This is a genomic window from Microbacterium sp. F51-2R (assembly GCF_052180235.1).
Taxonomy (GTDB): domain Bacteria; phylum Actinomycetota; class Actinomycetes; order Actinomycetales; family Microbacteriaceae; genus Microbacterium.
Map to the genome: position 1 here is coordinate 1,433,069 of NZ_CP197470.1, position 17,296 is coordinate 1,450,364.

At 69.8% G+C, this 17,296-nt stretch carries 19 protein-coding genes; 11 read left to right on the forward strand and 8 right to left on the reverse strand.

Annotated elements, in window-relative coordinates:
* The first annotated feature begins 167 nt into the window (after window positions 1–167).
* The 3 genes from aceB (at window position 168) to ACSBPH_RS06545 (ending at window position 3,900) form a co-directional block, all read left to right on the forward strand.
* Window positions 168–1,805, forward strand: coding sequence for a malate synthase A (aceB, locus tag ACSBPH_RS06535; protein ID WP_442577253.1), 1,638 nt, complete (start codon window positions 168–170; stop codon window positions 1,803–1,805).
* 23 nt (window positions 1,806–1,828) lie between these two features.
* The gene (locus ACSBPH_RS06540; protein WP_442576786.1) at window positions 1,829–3,424 is read left to right on the forward strand and encodes an isocitrate lyase; all 1,596 of its coding nucleotides are present in this window, start codon (window positions 1,829–1,831) and stop codon (window positions 3,422–3,424) included.
* A 140-nt stretch (window positions 3,425–3,564) separates the two neighbouring features.
* A complete protein-coding gene (locus tag ACSBPH_RS06545) occupies window positions 3,565–3,900 on the forward strand; it encodes a YciI family protein (RefSeq protein ID WP_442576787.1) in 336 nt (111 codons plus the stop codon).
* Window positions 3,901–3,956: 56 nt separating this feature from the next.
* Here the strand turns inward: ACSBPH_RS06545 and ACSBPH_RS06550 are convergent, their stop codons facing one another.
* Window positions 3,957–4,280: a hypothetical protein gene (locus ACSBPH_RS06550; RefSeq protein WP_442576788.1), complete on the reverse strand. Its 324-nt coding sequence runs from the start codon at window positions 4,278–4,280 to the stop codon at window positions 3,957–3,959.
* 113 nt (window positions 4,281–4,393) lie between these two features.
* Between ACSBPH_RS06550 and ACSBPH_RS06555 the strand changes: the two genes are divergently transcribed.
* Entirely contained in the window at window positions 4,394–5,593 is a 1,200-nt protein-coding gene (locus tag ACSBPH_RS06555) for a pyridoxal phosphate-dependent aminotransferase (protein WP_442576789.1), read from the forward strand.
* 2 nt (window positions 5,594–5,595) lie between these two features.
* A complete protein-coding gene (locus ACSBPH_RS06560) occupies window positions 5,596–5,991 on the forward strand; it encodes a glucose-6-phosphate dehydrogenase (RefSeq protein WP_442576790.1) in 396 nt (131 codons plus the stop codon).
* Between the two features lie 61 nt (window positions 5,992–6,052).
* Here ACSBPH_RS06560 and ACSBPH_RS06565 read toward each other — a convergent pair whose 3' ends face one another.
* The 6 genes from ACSBPH_RS06565 to ACSBPH_RS06590 all read right to left on the reverse strand — a co-directional run bounded on the left by ACSBPH_RS06565 (window position 6,053) and on the right by ACSBPH_RS06590 (window position 10,587).
* Window positions 6,053–7,189 carry a UDP-N-acetylmuramate dehydrogenase gene (locus ACSBPH_RS06565; protein ID WP_442576791.1) on the reverse strand — a complete coding sequence of 379 codons (1,137 nt, stop codon included), beginning with the start codon at window positions 7,187–7,189 and terminating at the stop codon, window positions 6,053–6,055.
* Between the two features lie 3 nt (window positions 7,190–7,192).
* Entirely contained in the window at window positions 7,193–7,597 is a 405-nt protein-coding gene (locus ACSBPH_RS06570; RefSeq protein ID WP_442576792.1) for a MaoC/PaaZ C-terminal domain-containing protein, read from the reverse strand.
* Window positions 7,594–8,043 carry an FAS1-like dehydratase domain-containing protein gene (locus tag ACSBPH_RS06575; protein ID WP_442576793.1) on the reverse strand — a complete coding sequence of 150 codons (450 nt, stop codon included), beginning with the start codon at window positions 8,041–8,043 and terminating at the stop codon, window positions 7,594–7,596. The genes ACSBPH_RS06570 and ACSBPH_RS06575 overlap by 4 nt, the downstream gene beginning before the upstream one ends.
* A gap of 48 nt (window positions 8,044–8,091) precedes the next feature.
* Complete coding sequence (locus ACSBPH_RS06580; protein WP_442576794.1) at window positions 8,092–8,889, reverse strand: sulfite exporter TauE/SafE family protein; 798 nt, start codon at window positions 8,887–8,889, stop codon at window positions 8,092–8,094.
* Between the two features lie 2 nt (window positions 8,890–8,891).
* Window positions 8,892–9,644, reverse strand: a complete 753-nt coding sequence (locus tag ACSBPH_RS06585; RefSeq protein WP_442576795.1) for a DUF2510 domain-containing protein — start codon at window positions 9,642–9,644, stop codon at window positions 8,892–8,894.
* Window positions 9,645–9,705: 61 nt separating this feature from the next.
* On the reverse strand, window positions 9,706–10,587 hold the full coding sequence (locus tag ACSBPH_RS06590) for a hypothetical protein (RefSeq protein ID WP_442576796.1): 882 nt from the start codon (window positions 10,585–10,587) through the stop codon (window positions 9,706–9,708).
* 117 nt (window positions 10,588–10,704) lie between these two features.
* On the opposite strand from ACSBPH_RS06590, the gene ACSBPH_RS06595 reads away from it, so the two are divergent.
* The 4 genes from ACSBPH_RS06595 to ACSBPH_RS06610 all read left to right on the forward strand — a co-directional run bounded on the left by ACSBPH_RS06595 (window position 10,705) and on the right by ACSBPH_RS06610 (window position 13,696).
* On the forward strand, window positions 10,705–11,265 hold the full coding sequence (locus tag ACSBPH_RS06595; RefSeq protein WP_442576797.1) for a pyridoxamine 5'-phosphate oxidase family protein: 561 nt from the start codon (window positions 10,705–10,707) through the stop codon (window positions 11,263–11,265).
* Window positions 11,266–11,404: 139 nt separating this feature from the next.
* A complete protein-coding gene (locus tag ACSBPH_RS06600; RefSeq protein ID WP_442576798.1) occupies window positions 11,405–11,557 on the forward strand; it encodes a hypothetical protein in 153 nt (50 codons plus the stop codon).
* Between the two features lie 84 nt (window positions 11,558–11,641).
* Window positions 11,642–12,913: a hypothetical protein gene (locus ACSBPH_RS06605; protein ID WP_442576799.1), complete on the forward strand. Its 1,272-nt coding sequence runs from the start codon at window positions 11,642–11,644 to the stop codon at window positions 12,911–12,913.
* 96 nt (window positions 12,914–13,009) lie between these two features.
* Window positions 13,010–13,696, forward strand: a complete 687-nt coding sequence (locus ACSBPH_RS06610; protein WP_442576800.1) for a phosphoribosyltransferase — start codon at window positions 13,010–13,012, stop codon at window positions 13,694–13,696.
* Between the two features lie 146 nt (window positions 13,697–13,842).
* On the opposite strand, the gene ACSBPH_RS06615 is transcribed toward ACSBPH_RS06610, so the two are convergent.
* Window positions 13,843–15,048, reverse strand: a complete 1,206-nt coding sequence (locus tag ACSBPH_RS06615) for an FAD-dependent oxidoreductase (protein WP_442577254.1) — start codon at window positions 15,046–15,048, stop codon at window positions 13,843–13,845.
* A 202-nt stretch (window positions 15,049–15,250) separates the two neighbouring features.
* Between ACSBPH_RS06615 and ACSBPH_RS06620 the strand changes: the two genes are divergently transcribed.
* Both ACSBPH_RS06620 and ACSBPH_RS06625 read left to right on the forward strand, forming a co-directional pair.
* Window positions 15,251–15,949, forward strand: a complete 699-nt coding sequence (locus ACSBPH_RS06620; protein ID WP_442576801.1) for an ABC transporter ATP-binding protein — start codon at window positions 15,251–15,253, stop codon at window positions 15,947–15,949.
* Window positions 15,946–17,250, forward strand: a complete 1,305-nt coding sequence (locus ACSBPH_RS06625; RefSeq protein WP_442576802.1) for an ABC transporter permease — start codon at window positions 15,946–15,948, stop codon at window positions 17,248–17,250. Before ACSBPH_RS06620 ends, ACSBPH_RS06625 begins: the two co-directional genes overlap by 4 nt.
* Window positions 17,251–17,296: the final 46 nt, after the last annotated feature.

Below are 17,296 nucleotides of genomic sequence, written 5' to 3' on the forward strand. Positions count from 1 at the left end.
CACCGAAGTTCACCGCAGAGTGGTCTCACGACCTCCGGCAGATCTACGCAGAACGCGGATCATCGGATGCCTCGACCCGGCGCACACGCGGGGCCCCGGCATCCTCCGACTCTCCATGAACTCGCTCACAGGAAGACAGGACCATGACACCTGCCACCACCACCCCCATGCGCACCCGCACTGCGCCGACGCCCACCGCCGCTCACGAGCCCACGATCGAGATCGCCGGCCGCCTCGGTCCCCGCTACGACGAGATCCTGACGCCCGAGGCCATCGCCTTCCTCGCGGCGCTGCACGACCGGTTCGGCGCCCGCCGTCACGACCGCCTCGCCGCACGCCTGCGCCGCCGCTTCGAGATCGGCAACGGCCACGACCCGCAGTTCCGCGACGACACCCGCCACATCCGCGAGGACGACTGGACGGTCGCCGGTGCGGGACCCGGCCTCGAGGACCGGCGCGTCGAGATCACCGGGCCGACCGATCCGAAGATGACGATCAACGCGCTCAACTCCGGGGCCAAGGTCTGGCTCGCCGACCAGGAGGACGCGACCAGCCCGACGTGGCGCAACGTCATCGAGGGTCAGCTGAGCCTGCGCGACGCGATCCGCGGCGAGCTGTCGTTCACGAGTCCGGAGGGCAAGCGCTACGAGGTGACGGCGACCGAGACCCCGACGATCGTGATGCGCCCGCGTGGGTGGCACCTGCCCGAGCAGCACATCCGCTTCACCGACCGCATGGGCCGGACGCTCTCGGCATCCGGATCGCTCGTCGACTTCGGCCTCTACTTCTTCCACAACGCGCGGCAGCTGATCGCGAACGGCCGCGGCCCGTACTTCTACATCGCCAAGCTCGAGTCCAGTGAAGAGGCCAAGCTCTGGGACGACATCTTCACGTTCAGCGAGCAGTACATCGGGATCCCGCATGGCACGATCCGCGCGACCGTGCTCATCGAGACGCTGCCGGCGGCGTTCGAGATGGATGAGATCCTCTTCGAGCTGCGCGATCACATCGCGGGACTCAACGCGGGACGCTGGGACTACATCTTCTCGATCATCAAGAACTACCGCGGGCGCGGCGCCCGGTTCGTGCTGCCGGACCGGAGCGAGGTGACGATGACCGTCCCCTTCATGCGGGCCTACACCGAACTGCTCGTGAAGACCTGCCATAAGCGCGGCGCGTATGCGATCGGCGGCATGAGCGCCTTCATCCCCAACCGCCGCGACCCCGAGGTGACCGAGCGCGCCTTCGAGAAGGTCGCCGCCGACAAGAAGCGCGAGGCCGGCGACGGCTTCGACGGCACGTGGGTCGCGCATCCCGACCTGATCCCGGTCGCCCGCGCCGAGTTCGACGCCGTGCTCGGCGATCGTCCGAACCAGCTCGACCGGCAGCGGCCGGAAGTCGAGGTGTCGGCGTCGGATCTCATCGACGTGCACATCGGCCGCCCGATCACGGCGACGGGCGTGCACGGCAACGTGTCGGTGGCCATCCGCTACATCGAGGCATGGCTGCGAGGACTCGGTGCCGTCGCGATCGACAATCTGATGGAGGATGCCGCGACCGCCGAGATCTCGCGCTCGCAGGTGTGGCAGTGGGTCCACCAGGACCAGGCCACCGAGGACGGCACCCCGATCACGCGGGACTTCATCGAGGGCCTCATCGCCCAGGTTCTCGGCGAGGTCGACCGCCGCGAGGGCGACCGCTTCGACGACGCGGCGGAGATCTTCCGCGAGGTCGCGCTGGGCCAGGAGTTCCCCGCCTTCCTCACGCTGCCCGCCTACACCCGCCACCTCGTCGACGCCGACTGAACCGAGACCTGAAAGGAGACGAAATGACCGCCTACAACGACGACATCGAGTCTGTCCGCGCGCTCAAGGCGCGGCACGGCTCCCCCTGGAACGCCGTCGATCCGGAGGCCGTCGCCCGCATGCGGGCGCAGAACCGGTTCCGCACGGGGCTGGAGATCGCGCAGTACACCGCCGACATCATGCGCCGCGACATGGCCGAGTACGACGTCGATCCCTCGGTCTATACGCAGTCCCTCGGCGTCTGGCACGGCTTCATCGGGCAGCAGAAGCTCATCTCGATCAAGAAGCACCTGAAGAGCACGAACAAGCGCTATCTCTACCTCTCGGGGTGGATGGTCGCTGCCCTCCGCTCCGAGTTCGGACCGCTCCCCGACCAGTCGATGCACGAGAAGACCGCGGTGCCGGCGCTCATCCACGAGCTCTACACGTTCCTGCGGCAGGCCGACGCCCGCGAGCTCGACCTGCTCTTCACGCAGCTCGACGCCGCGCGGGCCGCCGGCGATGACACCGCGGCGGAGTTCATCCAGTCGCAGATCGACACCCACGAGACCCACGTGGTGCCGATCATCGCCGACATCGACGCGGGCTTCGGAAACCCCGAGGCTACCTACCTCCTCGCCAAGAAGATGATCGAGGCGGGCGCCTGCGCCATCCAGATCGAGAACCAGGTCTCGGACGAGAAGCAGTGCGGGCACCAGGACGGCAAGGTCACCGTCCCGCACGAGGACTTCCTCGCCAAAATCGCCGCGGTGCGCTACGCGTTCCTCGAGCTCGGCATCGACAACGGCGTCATCGTCGCCCGCACCGACTCGCTCGGGGCCGGCCTCACGCAGAAGCTCGCGGTGTCGAACGAGCCCGGCGACCTGGGCGACAGGTACAACTCGTTCCTCGACGTCGAAGAGATCACCGAGGCGCAGCTGAGCGACGGCGACGTGGTCATCCGCCGCGAAGGCAGGCTGCTGCGCCCGAAGCGCCTGGCGAGCAATCTGTATCAGTTCCGCTCGGGCACCGGCGAGGAGCGGGTCGTGCTCGACTGCGTGACGTCGCTGCGCAACGGCGCCGACCTGCTGTGGATCGAGACCGAGAAGCCGCACCTCGACCAGATCGCGGGGATGGTCGACGCGATCCGCGAGGAGGTGCCCGACGCGAAGCTCGTCTACAACAACAGCCCGTCGTTCAACTGGACGCTCAACTTCCGGCAGCAGGCCTACGACCAGCTCGCTGCGGAGGGGCAGGATGTCGCGGCCTACGACCGCGCCGACCTCATGAGCGCCGAGTACGACGACACCGAGCTGTCCCGGCTCGCCGACGAGAAGATCCGCACCTTCCAGCGCGACGGGTCGGCGCGCGCCGGCATCTTCCACCACCTGATCACGCTGCCGACCTACCACACGGCCGCGCTCTCGACCGACGATCTCGCGAAGGGCTACTTCGGCGACGAGGGCATGCTCGCCTACGTGAAGGGCGTCCAGCGGCGCGAGATCCGCGAGGGGATCGCCACCGTCCGGCACCAGAACATGGCCGGAAGCGACATCGGCGACACCCACAAGGAGTACTTCGCCGGCGACGCCGCCCTCAAGGCCGGTGGTCAGCACAACACGATGAACCAGTTCAGCTGACGGACGGAGAACGGATGCCTCGGGCCGCGCCGGCCCGAGGCATCCGTCGTTCTGAGATCTCTTCGTGCATTCGGTCGACTCCGCCTCCCTCCGTTCGACGCCCTGAGCAGTAACGTCGCTCGAACGGAAAGGACAGCGCGATGAAATATCTCATGCTCGTGGTCGTCGACCCCTCCCTCGAAGACACGGAGGAGGCGCCGATCACGATCGAGCAGTGGGTCGACGAGACCTACGGCGCGGGCAAGGCGACCGACGGCGACCGGCTGCGTCCGCCCGCCGATGCGAAGACCGTGCGCCGCCGCGGCGGCAAGGTGCTCGTGACCGACGGCCCCTTCGCCGAGACGCACGAATGGATCGCCGGCTACGACATCCTCGAGGCGGACTCGCTCGACGAGGCCGTCGAGATCGCCTCGCGGCACCCGATGGCCACCTCCGGCATCATCGAGCTGCGGCCCGCGTGGCCCCTCGACCTGTGACGCGCACGACCTGACGGCCCGACGCGGAGGTCGGGCCCGTCGACCGGGCCTGTCGCTCAGACCCTGGGTGCTGCGTTTCGCGCGGCGCCCAGGGCGTGGGCCTCGGCTTCGCGAGCGAGGCGCTGGCCGCGGATGCCGCTCGCGATCGCCCAGCCGAGCAGCCACGCGACCGCCAGCACCGTGATGCCGAACGACACGCGCAGCGCGACATCCTGATCGGGCAGCAGCACCACCGGCAGGAGTGAGAGCACTCCCCCGATGACCGTGCCGACTGCTCCGGTCAGCGCCAGCGCGCATGCTCCCCACAGCCACCACACGAGCCCACCGACCGCGACGAGCACGACCGACGAGATGACGGCTCCCCAGACCAACTCGTCCATGAGGGCCAGAGTACTGCTCACAGCCCTCGCGCACAGCGTGCCGGACGGATGCGCGACAGCCAGGGCCGCGCATCCACCTCCGCGCCGCGGCTCGCCCCGGTACGCTCGAAGGCGTGACCGAACGCGCTCCTCTGTCCCGCAAGCTCTCCGCGATCGCCGAGTCGGCGACCCTCAAGGTCGATGCCAAGGCCAAGGCCCTGCAGGCGGCGGGCCGCCCGGTCATCAGCTACGCCGCGGGCGAGCCCGACTTCTCGACGCCGCAGTTCATCGTGGATGCCGCGATCGAGGCGCTCCACGACCCCGCGAACTACCGCTACACACCCGCCGTCGGCCTTCCCGTGCTGCGCGAGGCCATCGCGGCCAAGACGCTGCGCGATTCGGGCCTCGAGGTCTCGCCGTCGCAGGTCGTCGTGACCAACGGTGGCAAGCAGGCGGTCTACCAGGCCTTCCAGGCTGTCGTGAACCCGGGCGACGAGGTGCTCCTCCCCGCCCCGTACTGGACGACCTATCCCGAGGCCATCGCCCTCGCCGACGGCATTCCCGTCGAGGTGTTCGCCGGCGCCGACCAGGAGTACAAGGTCACCGTCGAGCAGCTCGAGGCCGCGCGCACCGACAAGACGACGGCGCTCGTCTTCGTGTCGCCCTCGAACCCCACCGGCTCGGTATACACCGCCGACGAGACGAAGGCGATCGGCGAGTGGGCCGTCGAGCACGGCATCTGGATCATCTCCGACGAGATCTACCAGAACCTCGTCTACGAGGGAGTGCGTGCCGTCTCGATCGTCGAGGCGGTTCCGGATGCCGCGGCCCAGACGATCCTGGTCAACGGCGTCGCGAAGACCTACGCCATGACGGGGTGGCGCCTGGGCTGGATGGTCGGCCCCGCCGACGCGATCAAGCTCGCCGCGAACCTCCAGTCGCACCTCAGCTCGAACGTCAACAACGTCGCGCAGCGCGCCGCGCTCGCGGCGCTGACCGGACCGCAGACCGACGCGGAGGAGTTCCGCCTTGCCTTCGACCGCCGACGCAAGCTCATCGTCTCGGAGCTGTCGAAGATCGAGGGCGTCACCGTGCCGAACCCGCTCGGCGCCTTCTACGCCTACCCCGACGTCCGAGGTCTGCTCGGTCGCGAGTGGCGCGGCAAGCGCGTGGAGACCTCGCTCGAGCTCGCCGACCTGATCCTCGACGAGGTCGAGGTCGCCGTCGTCCCCGGCGAGGCGTTCGGCCCGTCGGGATACCTCCGCCTCTCGTACGCGCTCGGCGACGAGGCGCTGCTCGAGGGCGTCCGGCGCATGCAGGAGCTGTTCGCGTAACGATGAGGATCACCGAATCGGCGGACTGGCGCGACGCGCTCCCGTTCGAGAACCCCGTCCTGCTGGCCGAGGTCCTGCCGGGAGAGCCCGCCCGCTGCGCGGGCTGCGGTCCTGACGTGGAGCCGCGGCCACGTGAAGAGCTCTGGGCGTACAAGCACCGGCATCCGAACAACCATGCCGGCTACGTCCGCTTCTACTGCGCCGCCCACGTGCCCGCCGCGCGCCGCCCGCCCGCAGCGCCCGCCGCGCCGGTGCGCAGGGAGCGCTCGCGCACCGCGGCGTCGCCCGCACGCCGGACGCCGGCTCAGCCGGAGCGGCCCGCGACGCTCTGCCCGAACTGCTTCGTGGAGGTGCCGCCGACCGGCGTCTGCGGCATCTGCGGCCAGACCGTCGCCTGAGTCCCTCGCGCCTCGCAGGCGCCGGCCCGGCACGCGCCAGGCAGGGCCTGGCGGCTGAACCCTAGAGCTCGACGCCGAGGAGCACCGGCTCGGGCTGCAGCACGAGCCCGAACTCGGCCTGCACACGGCCCTGGATGAAGCGCGCGAGCTCCGAGAGCTCGGCGGCGGTCGCGTTGCCGCGGTTCGTGAGGGCGAGCGCGTGCTTGCTCGACACCGCCGCGCGGGACCGCGGCAGCCTGAAGCCCTTGCCGATCCCCGAGTGCTCGATGAGCCAGGCCGCGCTCACCTTGACGTCGGGCTCGTGGGTCACAGGCGTCGGCACATAGCCGTCGAACGACGCGAGCGGGATGACGAGCACGGGGTCGAAGTCCGGGGCGACGGGCCAGCGCGGGCAGGCGTCGGGGAGCGTACGGGCGAAGGATACCGAGACCACCGCGTTCTGGAAGAACGACCCTGCGCTCCAGGTGTCGGGGTCGTCGGCATCGAGCACCATGCCCTTGCGGCGCCGCGTCTCGATGACGTGCTCGCGGATCCAGGCGACGCTGACCGCCTCGCCCTCGGCGAGGCCGAGCGCCGTGCGCAGCTGCGAGCCGGCGATCGGGCGCTCCGCGTGCCCCACCTCGGCGAGCTCGAGCGTCACCGAGAGGATGACGGCGGACCGCTCCGGCACCGAGCCGTAATGGTGTTTCAGCACCGAGGTGCGGAACCCGAGGCCGAGATCGGCGGCGGGCACGGTCGACACCTCGCCGGTCGACTCGTCGAGGAGATCGACCTCGACGAGCGTCTGCACGATCTCCTGGCCGTAGGCGCCGATGTTCTGCACGGGCGCGGCACCCACCGTCCCGGGGATGCCCGACATCGCTTCGATGCCGGCGAGCCCCTGTTCGACGGCGAAGGCGACCAGCGCGTCCCAGTCGTGCCCCGCCTCGACGCGGAGGCGTGCGAAGCCGGGCCGGGGCGACGGCATCCGTTCGATCCCCTGCGTGAGCACGCGCACGACCGTTCCCTCGAACGGCTCGTCGCCCACGAAGAGGTTGGACCCGCCACCGAGCGCGAGCCACGGCTCGCCGTCGGCCCACACCTCCAGGAGCGCGGCCACGAGCTCGTCGCGGGTGGGCGCATCGATCATGCGCGCGGGCACGCCGCCGGTGCGCAGCGTCGTGAGCTGCGCGAGCGGGAGAGGCTCGACGTCGGGCATGGGCTAGGCGAGACGGACGCGGACCTGGGCTTTGACGAGCACCGTCGCGCCGTCGTGCGACACCGTGAGGTCGATGCGCGCGGTCTCGTCGTCGACAGCGCCGACCTTGGCGACGACGGTGACGTCGGCGCCCGATTCGGGCTCGACGACGACGGGGCGGGTGAACCGCACGCCGTACTCGAGGATGCGGCCGGCGTCGCCGAGCCACGGCATGACCGTCTGGACCGCGAGGCCCATCGTGAGCATGCCGTGCGCGAGCACGCCGGGAAGGCCGACCGACTCGGCGATGTCGTCGCGGTAGTGGATCGGATTGAAGTCGCCCGACGCGCCGGCGTAGCGCACGAGCGAGTCGCGGGTCAGGTGCACGGTGCGCTCGGCGACGATGTCGCCCACGGTGAGCTCGGTCACTTCTCGCCCTCCCCCACGACCAGCACGGAGGTCGCGGTCACGACATGGGCGCCCGAGGCATCCGTGATGACCGACTCGCTGGTGACCATGGCGTTGCCGCCGAGGGCCCGGATGCCGGTGACGGCGAGTCTGCCCGTCAGCTCATCGCCGGCGACGATCGGCCGCGTGTAGGCGAAGCGCTGCTCGGCGTGCAGCACGTTCTGCAGGACAATGCCCGAGTCGGGCTGGGCGAGCAGCTGCTGCAAGGTCTGCTCCTGCACGACGATCGCGAACGTGGGCGGCGCGACGACGTCGGCGTAGCCGAGGGCCTGCGCGGCGGCGGGGTCGGTGTGCTGGGGGTCGTCGGCGAAGACCGCCCGCGCGAACTCGCGCACCTTCTCACGACCGACGAGATAGGGCGACGTCGGCGGGAAGTCCCGCCCGACGAGGTCGGGGTTCACTGGCACCGTGCCATCCTACCGAGCCGGTTGCGTGGCCCTTCGACGACGGATGCCTCAGCGCGCGCGCCCTCGGACGGCCCGGACGGCCATCTGCACGGCGATGAAGATGAGGAAGACCGCGAAGAGGATGTTGCCCACGAGGGGGTCGACGAGGGTCGCGATCCAGGCGCCGAGCGCGGTGGTCGTGCAGGCGGCGACGCCCACGAGCACGGCGGCGAGGAGGTCGACGTTGCGGCGGCGGACGTTGCCGATCGTTCCCGAGATCGCCGTCGGGATCATCATGAGCAGCGACGTGCCCTTCGCGATGAGGTCGCTCGTGCCGAAGACGATCATGAGCGCCGGCACGACGATGATCCCGCCGCCGACACCGAGGAGTCCCGCGAGCGTGCCCGTGATGACGCCGAGCACGAGGAGTCCCGTGATCGTGAGGAAGGTGAGCGGCAGCTCGGCCTCGCGCGAGGGGATGACGAGGAAGAGGCTCACGATGACGATCACGAGGAAGCCCACGAACGACCAACGGAGGACGGTCTGCGAGATCTTCGGGAGGAGCCACGTGCCGATCTGCGCGCCGACCACCGCGCCGAGGGCGAGGATGAGCGCCGGGATCCAGGCGACCGAGCCGTGAATGGCGTAGGAGATGACCCCGACCGCCGCCGTCGGCACGATCGCCGCGAGAGACGTGCCCGCCGCGAGGCGCTGATCGAACTTCAGCAGGAGCACGAGGAGCGGCACGATGACGGTCCCGCCGCCCACGCCGAAGAGCCCGGAGAGCAGCCCCGCGAGCAGGCCGACGCCGATGCAGGAGAGGAAGAAGCGCGGAGTGCGTGCCGCGCCGGTGGTTGCGTCCGACACGGTCAGTCGGAGGCCGCGTCGTCGATGGCCCAGTGATCGCCGTCCGCGACGACGTAGTACTCGTAGTGGACTTCGGTCGGCTCCGGCGTGGCGAGAGGCTGATTGTCGTCGTCGGTCAGCGCCTGATAGGTCTCGGTCGTCGCGACCGTGATGGTGCCGCCGTCGCGGGTGATGCCCGTCACGCTCAGGTCGTACTGATCGGTCGACTCGCCGAAGGCCTGCGCCTGGCTCTCGAACGCGGCGCACTCCTGAAGGTCGATCTGCGCGCGGAACGCCTCCGTCGTGGCGGCGAAGAACTTGTCGCAGTCGACTTCGCTCCACGCGTCGTCGTAGAGCTCGACGGCGTGCACCGCGGACTTCTCGTCATCGTTCGCGGGCTGGGCGCCGCCGGCGCCCAGAGCGCCGGCGAGGAGCATGGGAATGAGGACGATCGCCGTGATGACGAGGCCGAGCACGAAGACCCCGATCACGACCCAGACGATCCAGAGGTTCGACTTCTTCCGCGGCGGAGGACCGCCGAGCGGGCCGGCATCGGCAACCCTGGCGCCGGGAACACCGGCCGCGGAGGCGTAGGTGGGAGCGCCCAGACCGAGGGACGCGTCATCCGTCTGCGAATACGGATCGGCGGGCACCTGGGGGCTCGCCGGCACCGGCGTGTTCGCGGACGCCTGCGTGTGCTCGGTCCACTGAGTTCCGTCCCACCACCGCTGGGCTCCGCGTCCGTCGTCGTACCAGCCGGGAGGAGGAGAACTCATACGGCAACCCTACTCGCGGGTCTCGCGACGGGCCGTGTCCGCGGGTGCCCGCTGACCGGGCTCACGACAGTCGCGCTCCGACGAGGCTCGGGTCGGGATCGCGCCACTTCTGCGCCGACTGCAGGATCCAGAACGCGGCGAAAAGGCCCAGCGCGATGAACTCGCACGCGAAGACCGGCGGGGGCGGGGCATCCGGAATCTCCCCCCGCGCGACGAGCACGACCAGCACGATCATGTCGATGACGAGCGCCGTCGCGATGACGATGTTCGTGACGGCGAGCGCCCGCGAGGGTTGCACCCACCGCGGATCGGTCGCGTGCGGGAACGCGTTCCACACCGCGACGGCCGCGATCACGAGGAAGAACAGGCCTGTCGCGACGAAGTGCCCGAACGCGAGGAACGCGTCGCGTGCGAACGTCCAGGTGAGGCAGACGACCAGCAGCACTGCTGTGGTGACGAGGACGGATGCTGCGATCTGCCGCCACGCGAGGCGCTGCCGTCTGCGGATCCCGAGCGCGACGACCACCAGCACGGCACCCACGACGAGGTACGTCGCGACATCGTTGCCGACACCCGCGCGCACTTCGAGGGGGACGCAGGTCGTGTCGCCCGGGCAGGTGGCTGCGAACCCCGGGATGCCGCCCGGCTGCATCGGCGTCGGCACGACCGCGATGATCGGCGCGAGAAGGGCGGCCGCGTCGAGCAGATTGCGCTCGACACCGCGCCCCGAGAGGGCGAAGAGGCCGAAGGATGCCGCGACGAGAGCTCCCACGAAGGCATTGTGCGCCGGCGAGTAGAAGTACGCGCTGATCGAGGGCAGCACCCCGACCTCGCGGATCGCGAACCCCACGGCGACCCCGATGACCAGCACGATTGCCGCGATCCCGATCCGCACGTAGCGGTAGGTGCGCATGAGCGACGTCTCGATCGGCACGTCCGTCATCGGGCTCCTTCGATCACGTGGGGGCTCCACGCTAGCCTCCCGCTGCGTGGGCCGCCGGGTGCGCCGCGCGCACGATGGGAGTAGAACGGAGGCGGTGCAGGAAGAAGGCGTGTGGCGATGAGTCGAGCTCACGGTCACGAGACGGTACCGACCGCGCGCCGCGTCGACCACCTCGACGCGGCGCAGTGCTGGATGCGGCTGCAGCAGACCGCGCTCGGGCGGCTGGCGGTCGTCCGCGAGGACGGCACGCCCGACGTCTTCCCGGTGAACTACGTCGCGCACGAGGGCTCGCTGTACGTGCGCACCGCGCGCGACAGCAAGCTGCTGCACATCGCCCACCACCCCGCGGTGGCGTTCGAGATCGACGGCGACAACGAAGACGAACGGTGGAGCGTCGTGGCCCGCGGGCCGGCCGAGCGCGTCACGAGCGACGCCGAGATCCGCGCGAGCGGCATCGAGCGGCTCAGCTCCTGGAGTCCCACCGCGAAGCACTTCGTCATCCGCATCACGGCTCATACCGTGACGGGCCGGCGGTTCGCGAAGACCGAGGGCCGCGCCGATCCGGTGCAGCCTTTCGCGGCGGATGCCTCGTCGCCCGCACCACTCGAAGAGCCGCCTTCGCGGGCCCAGCGCCCGGAGCCGATCCCGCACCACACCCCGCGCGCCGAGCCGCGCTGAGTGCAGGGCCGGCCGCGGGAATGGACTGGGGCGGGCCGTGCCGGACCAGGATCCGCTGTCAACCCCGTGGCGAGGATCGGTCGCTCCGAGGACCGTTGATCTGGACGCCGGCAAACGCCGACAACAAAGGGGGACATCGATGAGCACCAGCGATCGCGAAGAGGGCGGACAGAAGGACGAGCCGCGGGGCGCTGACCCCACGGCGGCCGAGTCAGGCTCGGAGTCCCCGGAGGAGGGCGCCGCGGCGGAGGCGGATGCCGAGGAGGCCGTCGTCGACCACGGCCACCCGTAGCCGAGGACGTCCGGACGGGCGCCTCGTCCGGGACGGAGACGATGACAGCGCGGGTGCACGCCGCGCAGAACTCAGGGATCACGTGTGAGCGACACCACTGACGAGATCCGGGTGGGGTCCTCCACCCTCTCCCGGTTGCGCAGCCGGATGACGGCGAGCGCGGCCGACCTGCTCGCCCCGCATCCCGGGGTCACTCCGCTGGAGCGCGGCTGGGTGCTGCCCGTCGCACTGGTCTGGTTCGCAGGGCGTGCCGTGAACCTGGTGCTCCTCGCCCTCGCATATGCGGCGTCGAGGCTCGGCCACTGGCCCTTCGGGCCGGACGGCGCCCAGGCGACGACGTTCGTGAACTTCCTCTCCGGCTGGGACGCCGCCCGCTACGGCGCGATCGCCTCGTGGGGCTATCCGCTGACGCTCCCCATCGACGATCAGGGCGGTGTCGCCCTCAACAACTGGGCGTTCCTGCCGGCATTCCCCTTCTTCGAGCGCGTGCTGGCCAGCGCGACCGGGGTGTCGTGGCAGCTCGCGGGGGTGCTCATCAGCGTGGTGGCATCGGGCGCGGCGACCGTCGTCCTGTACGCGCTGCTGCGACACGTCACGACAGAGCGCGCCGCGTGGTGGGCGGTCGTCCTCTTCTCGCTCGGTCCGCTGTCGTTCGTCTTCGTGCTCGGGTACGCCGAGTCATTGTTCCTTCTGTGCGTCTTCTCGGCGCTGCTGCTCGCCGTGCGGCGGCGATACCTCCTGATCGCCCCTGTCGGGATCCTCGCCGCGTTCACGCGACCCGGAGCGCTCGCGCTGGCACTGAGCCTCGGCATCCTTCTCCTCGGTCGCCTGCTCAACCGCCGTCGCGATCCGATGCCCGCCGCGGAAATCGTCGCGCTCGTCGCGTCGGGGCTTTCCATCGCGATCGCGGGCCTCATGTGGCCCGTGATCGCCGACGCCGTCACTGGCGTGCCCGGTGCCTACGTGCAGACCGAGATGGCGTGGTGGGTGCCCTTCCTCGGCGAAGGGCACCTCATCCCGTTCGTGCCGGGAATCGTCATGGGGTGGACCTGGCTGGGACCACTCGGGGTGCTCCTGGCTCTCGCACTGCTTGCGGCGGTCTTGTGGTGGATCGTGTCGAGACCGGTGCGGCGGCTCGGGCTCGAGGTCGTCGGCTTCGCGTTGAGCTACGCGCTCTTCCTGTTCGCCGTGTTCCTGCCGACGCAGTCCCTCGCGCGGCTCCTCCTGCCCCTCGCACCACTGCTCGCCGACGAGCGGCTCTCGTCCACGCGGCGGCGGCGGATCTGGTCGCTGTCGACCAGCCTCGTGCTCCAGGCCGTGGCCGTCCTCCTGCTCTGGACGCTCGGCAATCCGTGAGGCACCGGCCAAGGGGGATACCGGAGGCCGGGGGACGCCGATAAAACGGAGAGGGGCTTCGGGTCCCCCGACGACGGACCGGCGAGGGAGTGTGACATGCAGGCGGCATTTCGAGATCGCACGGAGGCGGGCCGGCTTCTCGCGGCCCGGTTGAGCCCGTTCGCCGCCGAGCACCCCGTGGTGCTGGGTCTCCCGCGCGGAGGGGTCCCGGTGGCGTTCGAAGTCGCCGCCGCCCTGAGTGCGCCACTCGATGTCATCGTAGTGCGAAAGCTCGGCGTTCCCGATCAGCCGGAGCTCGCGATGGGCGCGATCGGCGAGAACGGCGTCCGCGTCGTCGATGACCACATCCTGCGCATCACCGGCGTGCAGCCGCGCGAGGTGGACAGGGTCGAACAGCGGGAGCGCGCCGAGCTGGAGCGACGCGTGGCCCGGTATCGCGGCGACCGAGCCCGGGTGTCCCTCCAGGGCCGCGTCGTCATCCTCGTCGACGACGGAATCGCGACAGGTTCCACGGCCCGCGCCGCATGCCGGGTGGCGCGGGCTCTCGGAGCGTCGCGCATCGTGCTCGCCGCGCCCGTCGGGCCGCCCGACGTCGCGCAGCGCGTGGCGGACGACGCCGACGAGGTGATCTGCGTGTCGCAGCCCGAGGACTTCTCCGCGGTCGGCTCGGCGTACCAGGAGTTCGCACAGACGTCCGATGAAGAGGTCGAACAGCTGCTCGCCGAGGGAGCGGGGCCGCACGCGGGGCCTTCGGCGTCGGCCGCGGCGGCCGAAGTCCCCTGACGGCGGAGGCCGGATCATTGCCGCGGCGCCAGTTGCCACATGATGTGGCAACTCGATGCCGAGATGCCACATGATGTGGCAACTCGGCGTCGACGGGCCCGCGCCTGACCCGGTGGGCGGGTGAGCAAACCCGGTGTCGAGAGGGGTCAGAGGCGTTCGGGGCGGAATCCATAGCCGATCACCCGCGCGCCGATCGGACGCACGATGGGGATGATCAGCCGCAGCGCCGCGCGCTCGCGACGCGTCGGCGGATTGTGAAGAAGACGGATGCCGCGACCCGACGCGATCGTGCGGTGCAAGAGGCGCTGCAATGCCTGCATGAGCGCGGTCGGCCGCGCGCGGCGGCGCTGCACGGCCGCGCACGCTCTATCGAGCGCGGCCTCGCGGTCGTCGACGGCGAGCGCCGGAACGATCCGTCGGGCGGCGGCGACAGCATCCTGGATCGCGTAGTTGATCCCGACCCCGAACGCAGGCGACATCGCGTGCGCGGCATCGCCGAGACACAGCGCACCCGGCATCCACCACCGTTCGAGGCGATCGATCTGCACGGACAGCAGCTTGACGTCGTCCCAGGAATCGATCCGGGAGACGACCTCCGCGATGCGGGGCGCGGCGCTCGCGATGCGCGCTCGGAAGGCTTCGAGTCCCGCCGCGCGAACCCGGTCGATCGTCCCCTTCTCGATGAGAAGTCCGCACTGCAGATACCCGGGGCGGGGGATCGTGATGAGGAACGAATCCGCGTCGACCCACAGCAGCGTGTCGGGCAGCGGCGCGGTGGGACGCGGCATCCGGAACCACAGCACGTCGACCGGAACGCCGTAGGCGCGCGTCCGGATGCCGAGACTCTCGCGGACGGTCGAATCACGGCCGTCGGCCGCGATGGTGAGTGCCGCCGACACTTCGAGATCGCCGTCGGCAGTCCTCGCCCTCACCCCCCGAACGCGCCCATCGCGACGGATCACGTCGGTGACCTTCGCCCCCATCCGCAAGTGGAACGAGGGGTAGCGGGCAGCCGCCGCCGAGAGCAGATCGAGGAGGTCGCCCTGGGGCATGAGGGTGATGAAGCGGTTGGGCGCCGGCAGGGTGCGGCAATCGATCGCGTGCAGCCGCACCCTGTTGATGACGACATCGAGTCTGGGGAGCGGTGTATGGGCGACAGCATCGAAGCCCGCGCGCAGACCCAGCGCGTCGATGAGGTTCAGCGTGCTCGGATGCACGGTGTCGCCGCGGAAGTCGCGGAAGAAGTCGTCGTGCTTCTCGAGCACCACGACCTCCACGCCCTCGCGCGCAAGCAGCAGGCCGAGGATGATGCCGGCAGGCCCACCACCCGCGATGCACACATCCGCCGTCATCTCCACAGACGGGACTCTACGCGCCGCATGGCTCCGCCTCTCCGAACATACGAACGTCATCCTGCGTGGGCCGAAAAGCGACCGGGAGGCGGCGGATGGGGCAATGCAACCTCTGTGTCTCTTGAAATTTTCACTAGTTTATCTAGCGAATACTCACCCGAGCTGCCTACCATCGAGGACGTCACTCGCAACCAGGAGAGCCATGAACATGCCGATCATCTCGGTCCGGGACGTGTGCAAGTCCTATGGCCGCGGTCAGAACCGCTTCGACGCGCTGAAGGGGGTGAGCTTCGACATCCGCGAAGGCGAAAGTGTCGCGATCATCGGCAAGAGCGGCTCGGGTAAGTCCACGCTGATGCACATCCTCGCCCTTCTCGACGCCCCCTCGTCGGGCACAGTCGAACTCGAGGGCGTCGACACCTCGACCCTGCGTGGAAGCCGCCTCAACCGCACCCGCAACAAGACGTTCGGGTTCGTGTTCCAGCAGTTCTTCCTCACCGGGAACTCGACCGTGCTCGAGAACGTGATCCTGCCGCTGAAGATCGCGGGGATCGGTCCCTCCGAGCGCCGCCGTCTTGGTCATGCCGCGCTCGAGCAGCTCGAGCTCGGCGACAAGGCCAAGAACAAGGCGGTCGATCTCTCGGGTGGACAGAAGCAGCGCACCGTCATCGCCCGCGCGCTCGTGAACAACCCGCGCATCATCCTCGCCGACGAGCCCACGGGCAGCCTCGACACCGCCACCGGCGCGGTCGTGGAGGACATCCTGTTCTCACTCAACCGCGAGAACGGCATCACGCTGATCGTCGTCACGCACGACGAAGAGCTCGCTGCCCGCTGCGACCGACGCCTGTTCATCCGCGACGGCCTGCTGGTCGAGGACTCCGCGGCAGTGGCGGCATGAGAACCGGCGACCTGATCGGCTCTGCCGTCTCGAACACCTTCCGCTCCAAGACCCGTACGATCCTCACGATCCTTGCGATCTTCGTCGGCGCCTTCACCCTCACTCTCACGAGCGGGCTCGGCACCGGGATCAACGCCTTCATCGACGACACCGTCACATCGATCGGCGCCTCCGACGTCATGACGGTCACGACGACACCCGAAGGCGCGACCGGAGTCGATGCCACCGAACCGGTCGAATACAACCCGGATGCCATCGCCAGCGGCCAGCCCGGCCCTCCCGGAACGACCGTCGTCGCCCTCACCCCCGAAGACCTCGACACGATCGCCGGGATCGAGGGCGTCACCGACGTCGTGCCGACACGCTCGATACGACCCGACTACATCCAGGCAGGCGACGGCACGAAGTACGTCATCGGCGTCGGGAGCCTCATCGCCGGCCAGACGATCCCGCTCGAGTCGGGGGGCGAACCCGACGACGATGCCACGGAGCCGCAGCTCGTGCTGCCGGTCGCGTTCGTCGAACCGCTGGGCCTCGGAGACCCCGAGAGCGCGATCGGGCAGACGGTCACCCTGGCGATCACGGATGCCGAGCGCACCCAGCATCTCGTCGACGCGACCGTCGTCGGCATCGCCGAAGAGGGCCTCGCCTCTCCGAGCGGCGCCGCGATCGTGCCGAACGCGGCCCTCAGCGACGAGCTCTTCGAGGCGCAGAGCATCGGCCTGCCCGCCGAGGACGTCGAGCGATACGCGCAGGCCAGCGTGTTCTTCGGCCCGGGGTTCACGGACGAGGACGTCCAGGCCCTGAAGGACCGCCTGTCCGACGCCGGCTACACCGGCTCCACGGTCTCCGACCAGCTCGGGCTGTTCAAGACCGTGATCGACGGGATCGTGCTCGTGCTCAACGCATTCGCGATCATCGCCCTGCTCGCGGCGAGCTTCGGCATCGTGAACACCCTCTATATGTCGGTGCAGGAGCGCACGCGCGAGATCGGCCTCATGAAGGCGATGGGCATGGGCAACGGGCGGGTGTTCAGCCTGTTCAGCCTCGAAGCCGCCTTCATCGGGTTCCTCGGCAGCGCCATCGGAGTGGCCGTCGCCATGCTCGCGGGCAGCGCGCTGAGCTCGGCACTCTCCAGCTCGATCCTCGCGGACCTGCCCGGCCTCACGCTCATCGCCTTCGACCCGCTCTCCGTCGCCGGCATCATCATCGTCGTCATGCTGATCGCGTTCCTCGCCGGCACGCTTCCGGCGGCGCGCGCCGCACGCGCCGACCCCGTCGAGTCACTCCGCTACGAGTAGGGTCAGTGCATCGGCTCGAGAAGGTGCCTCGCTCGCAGCGTGGGCC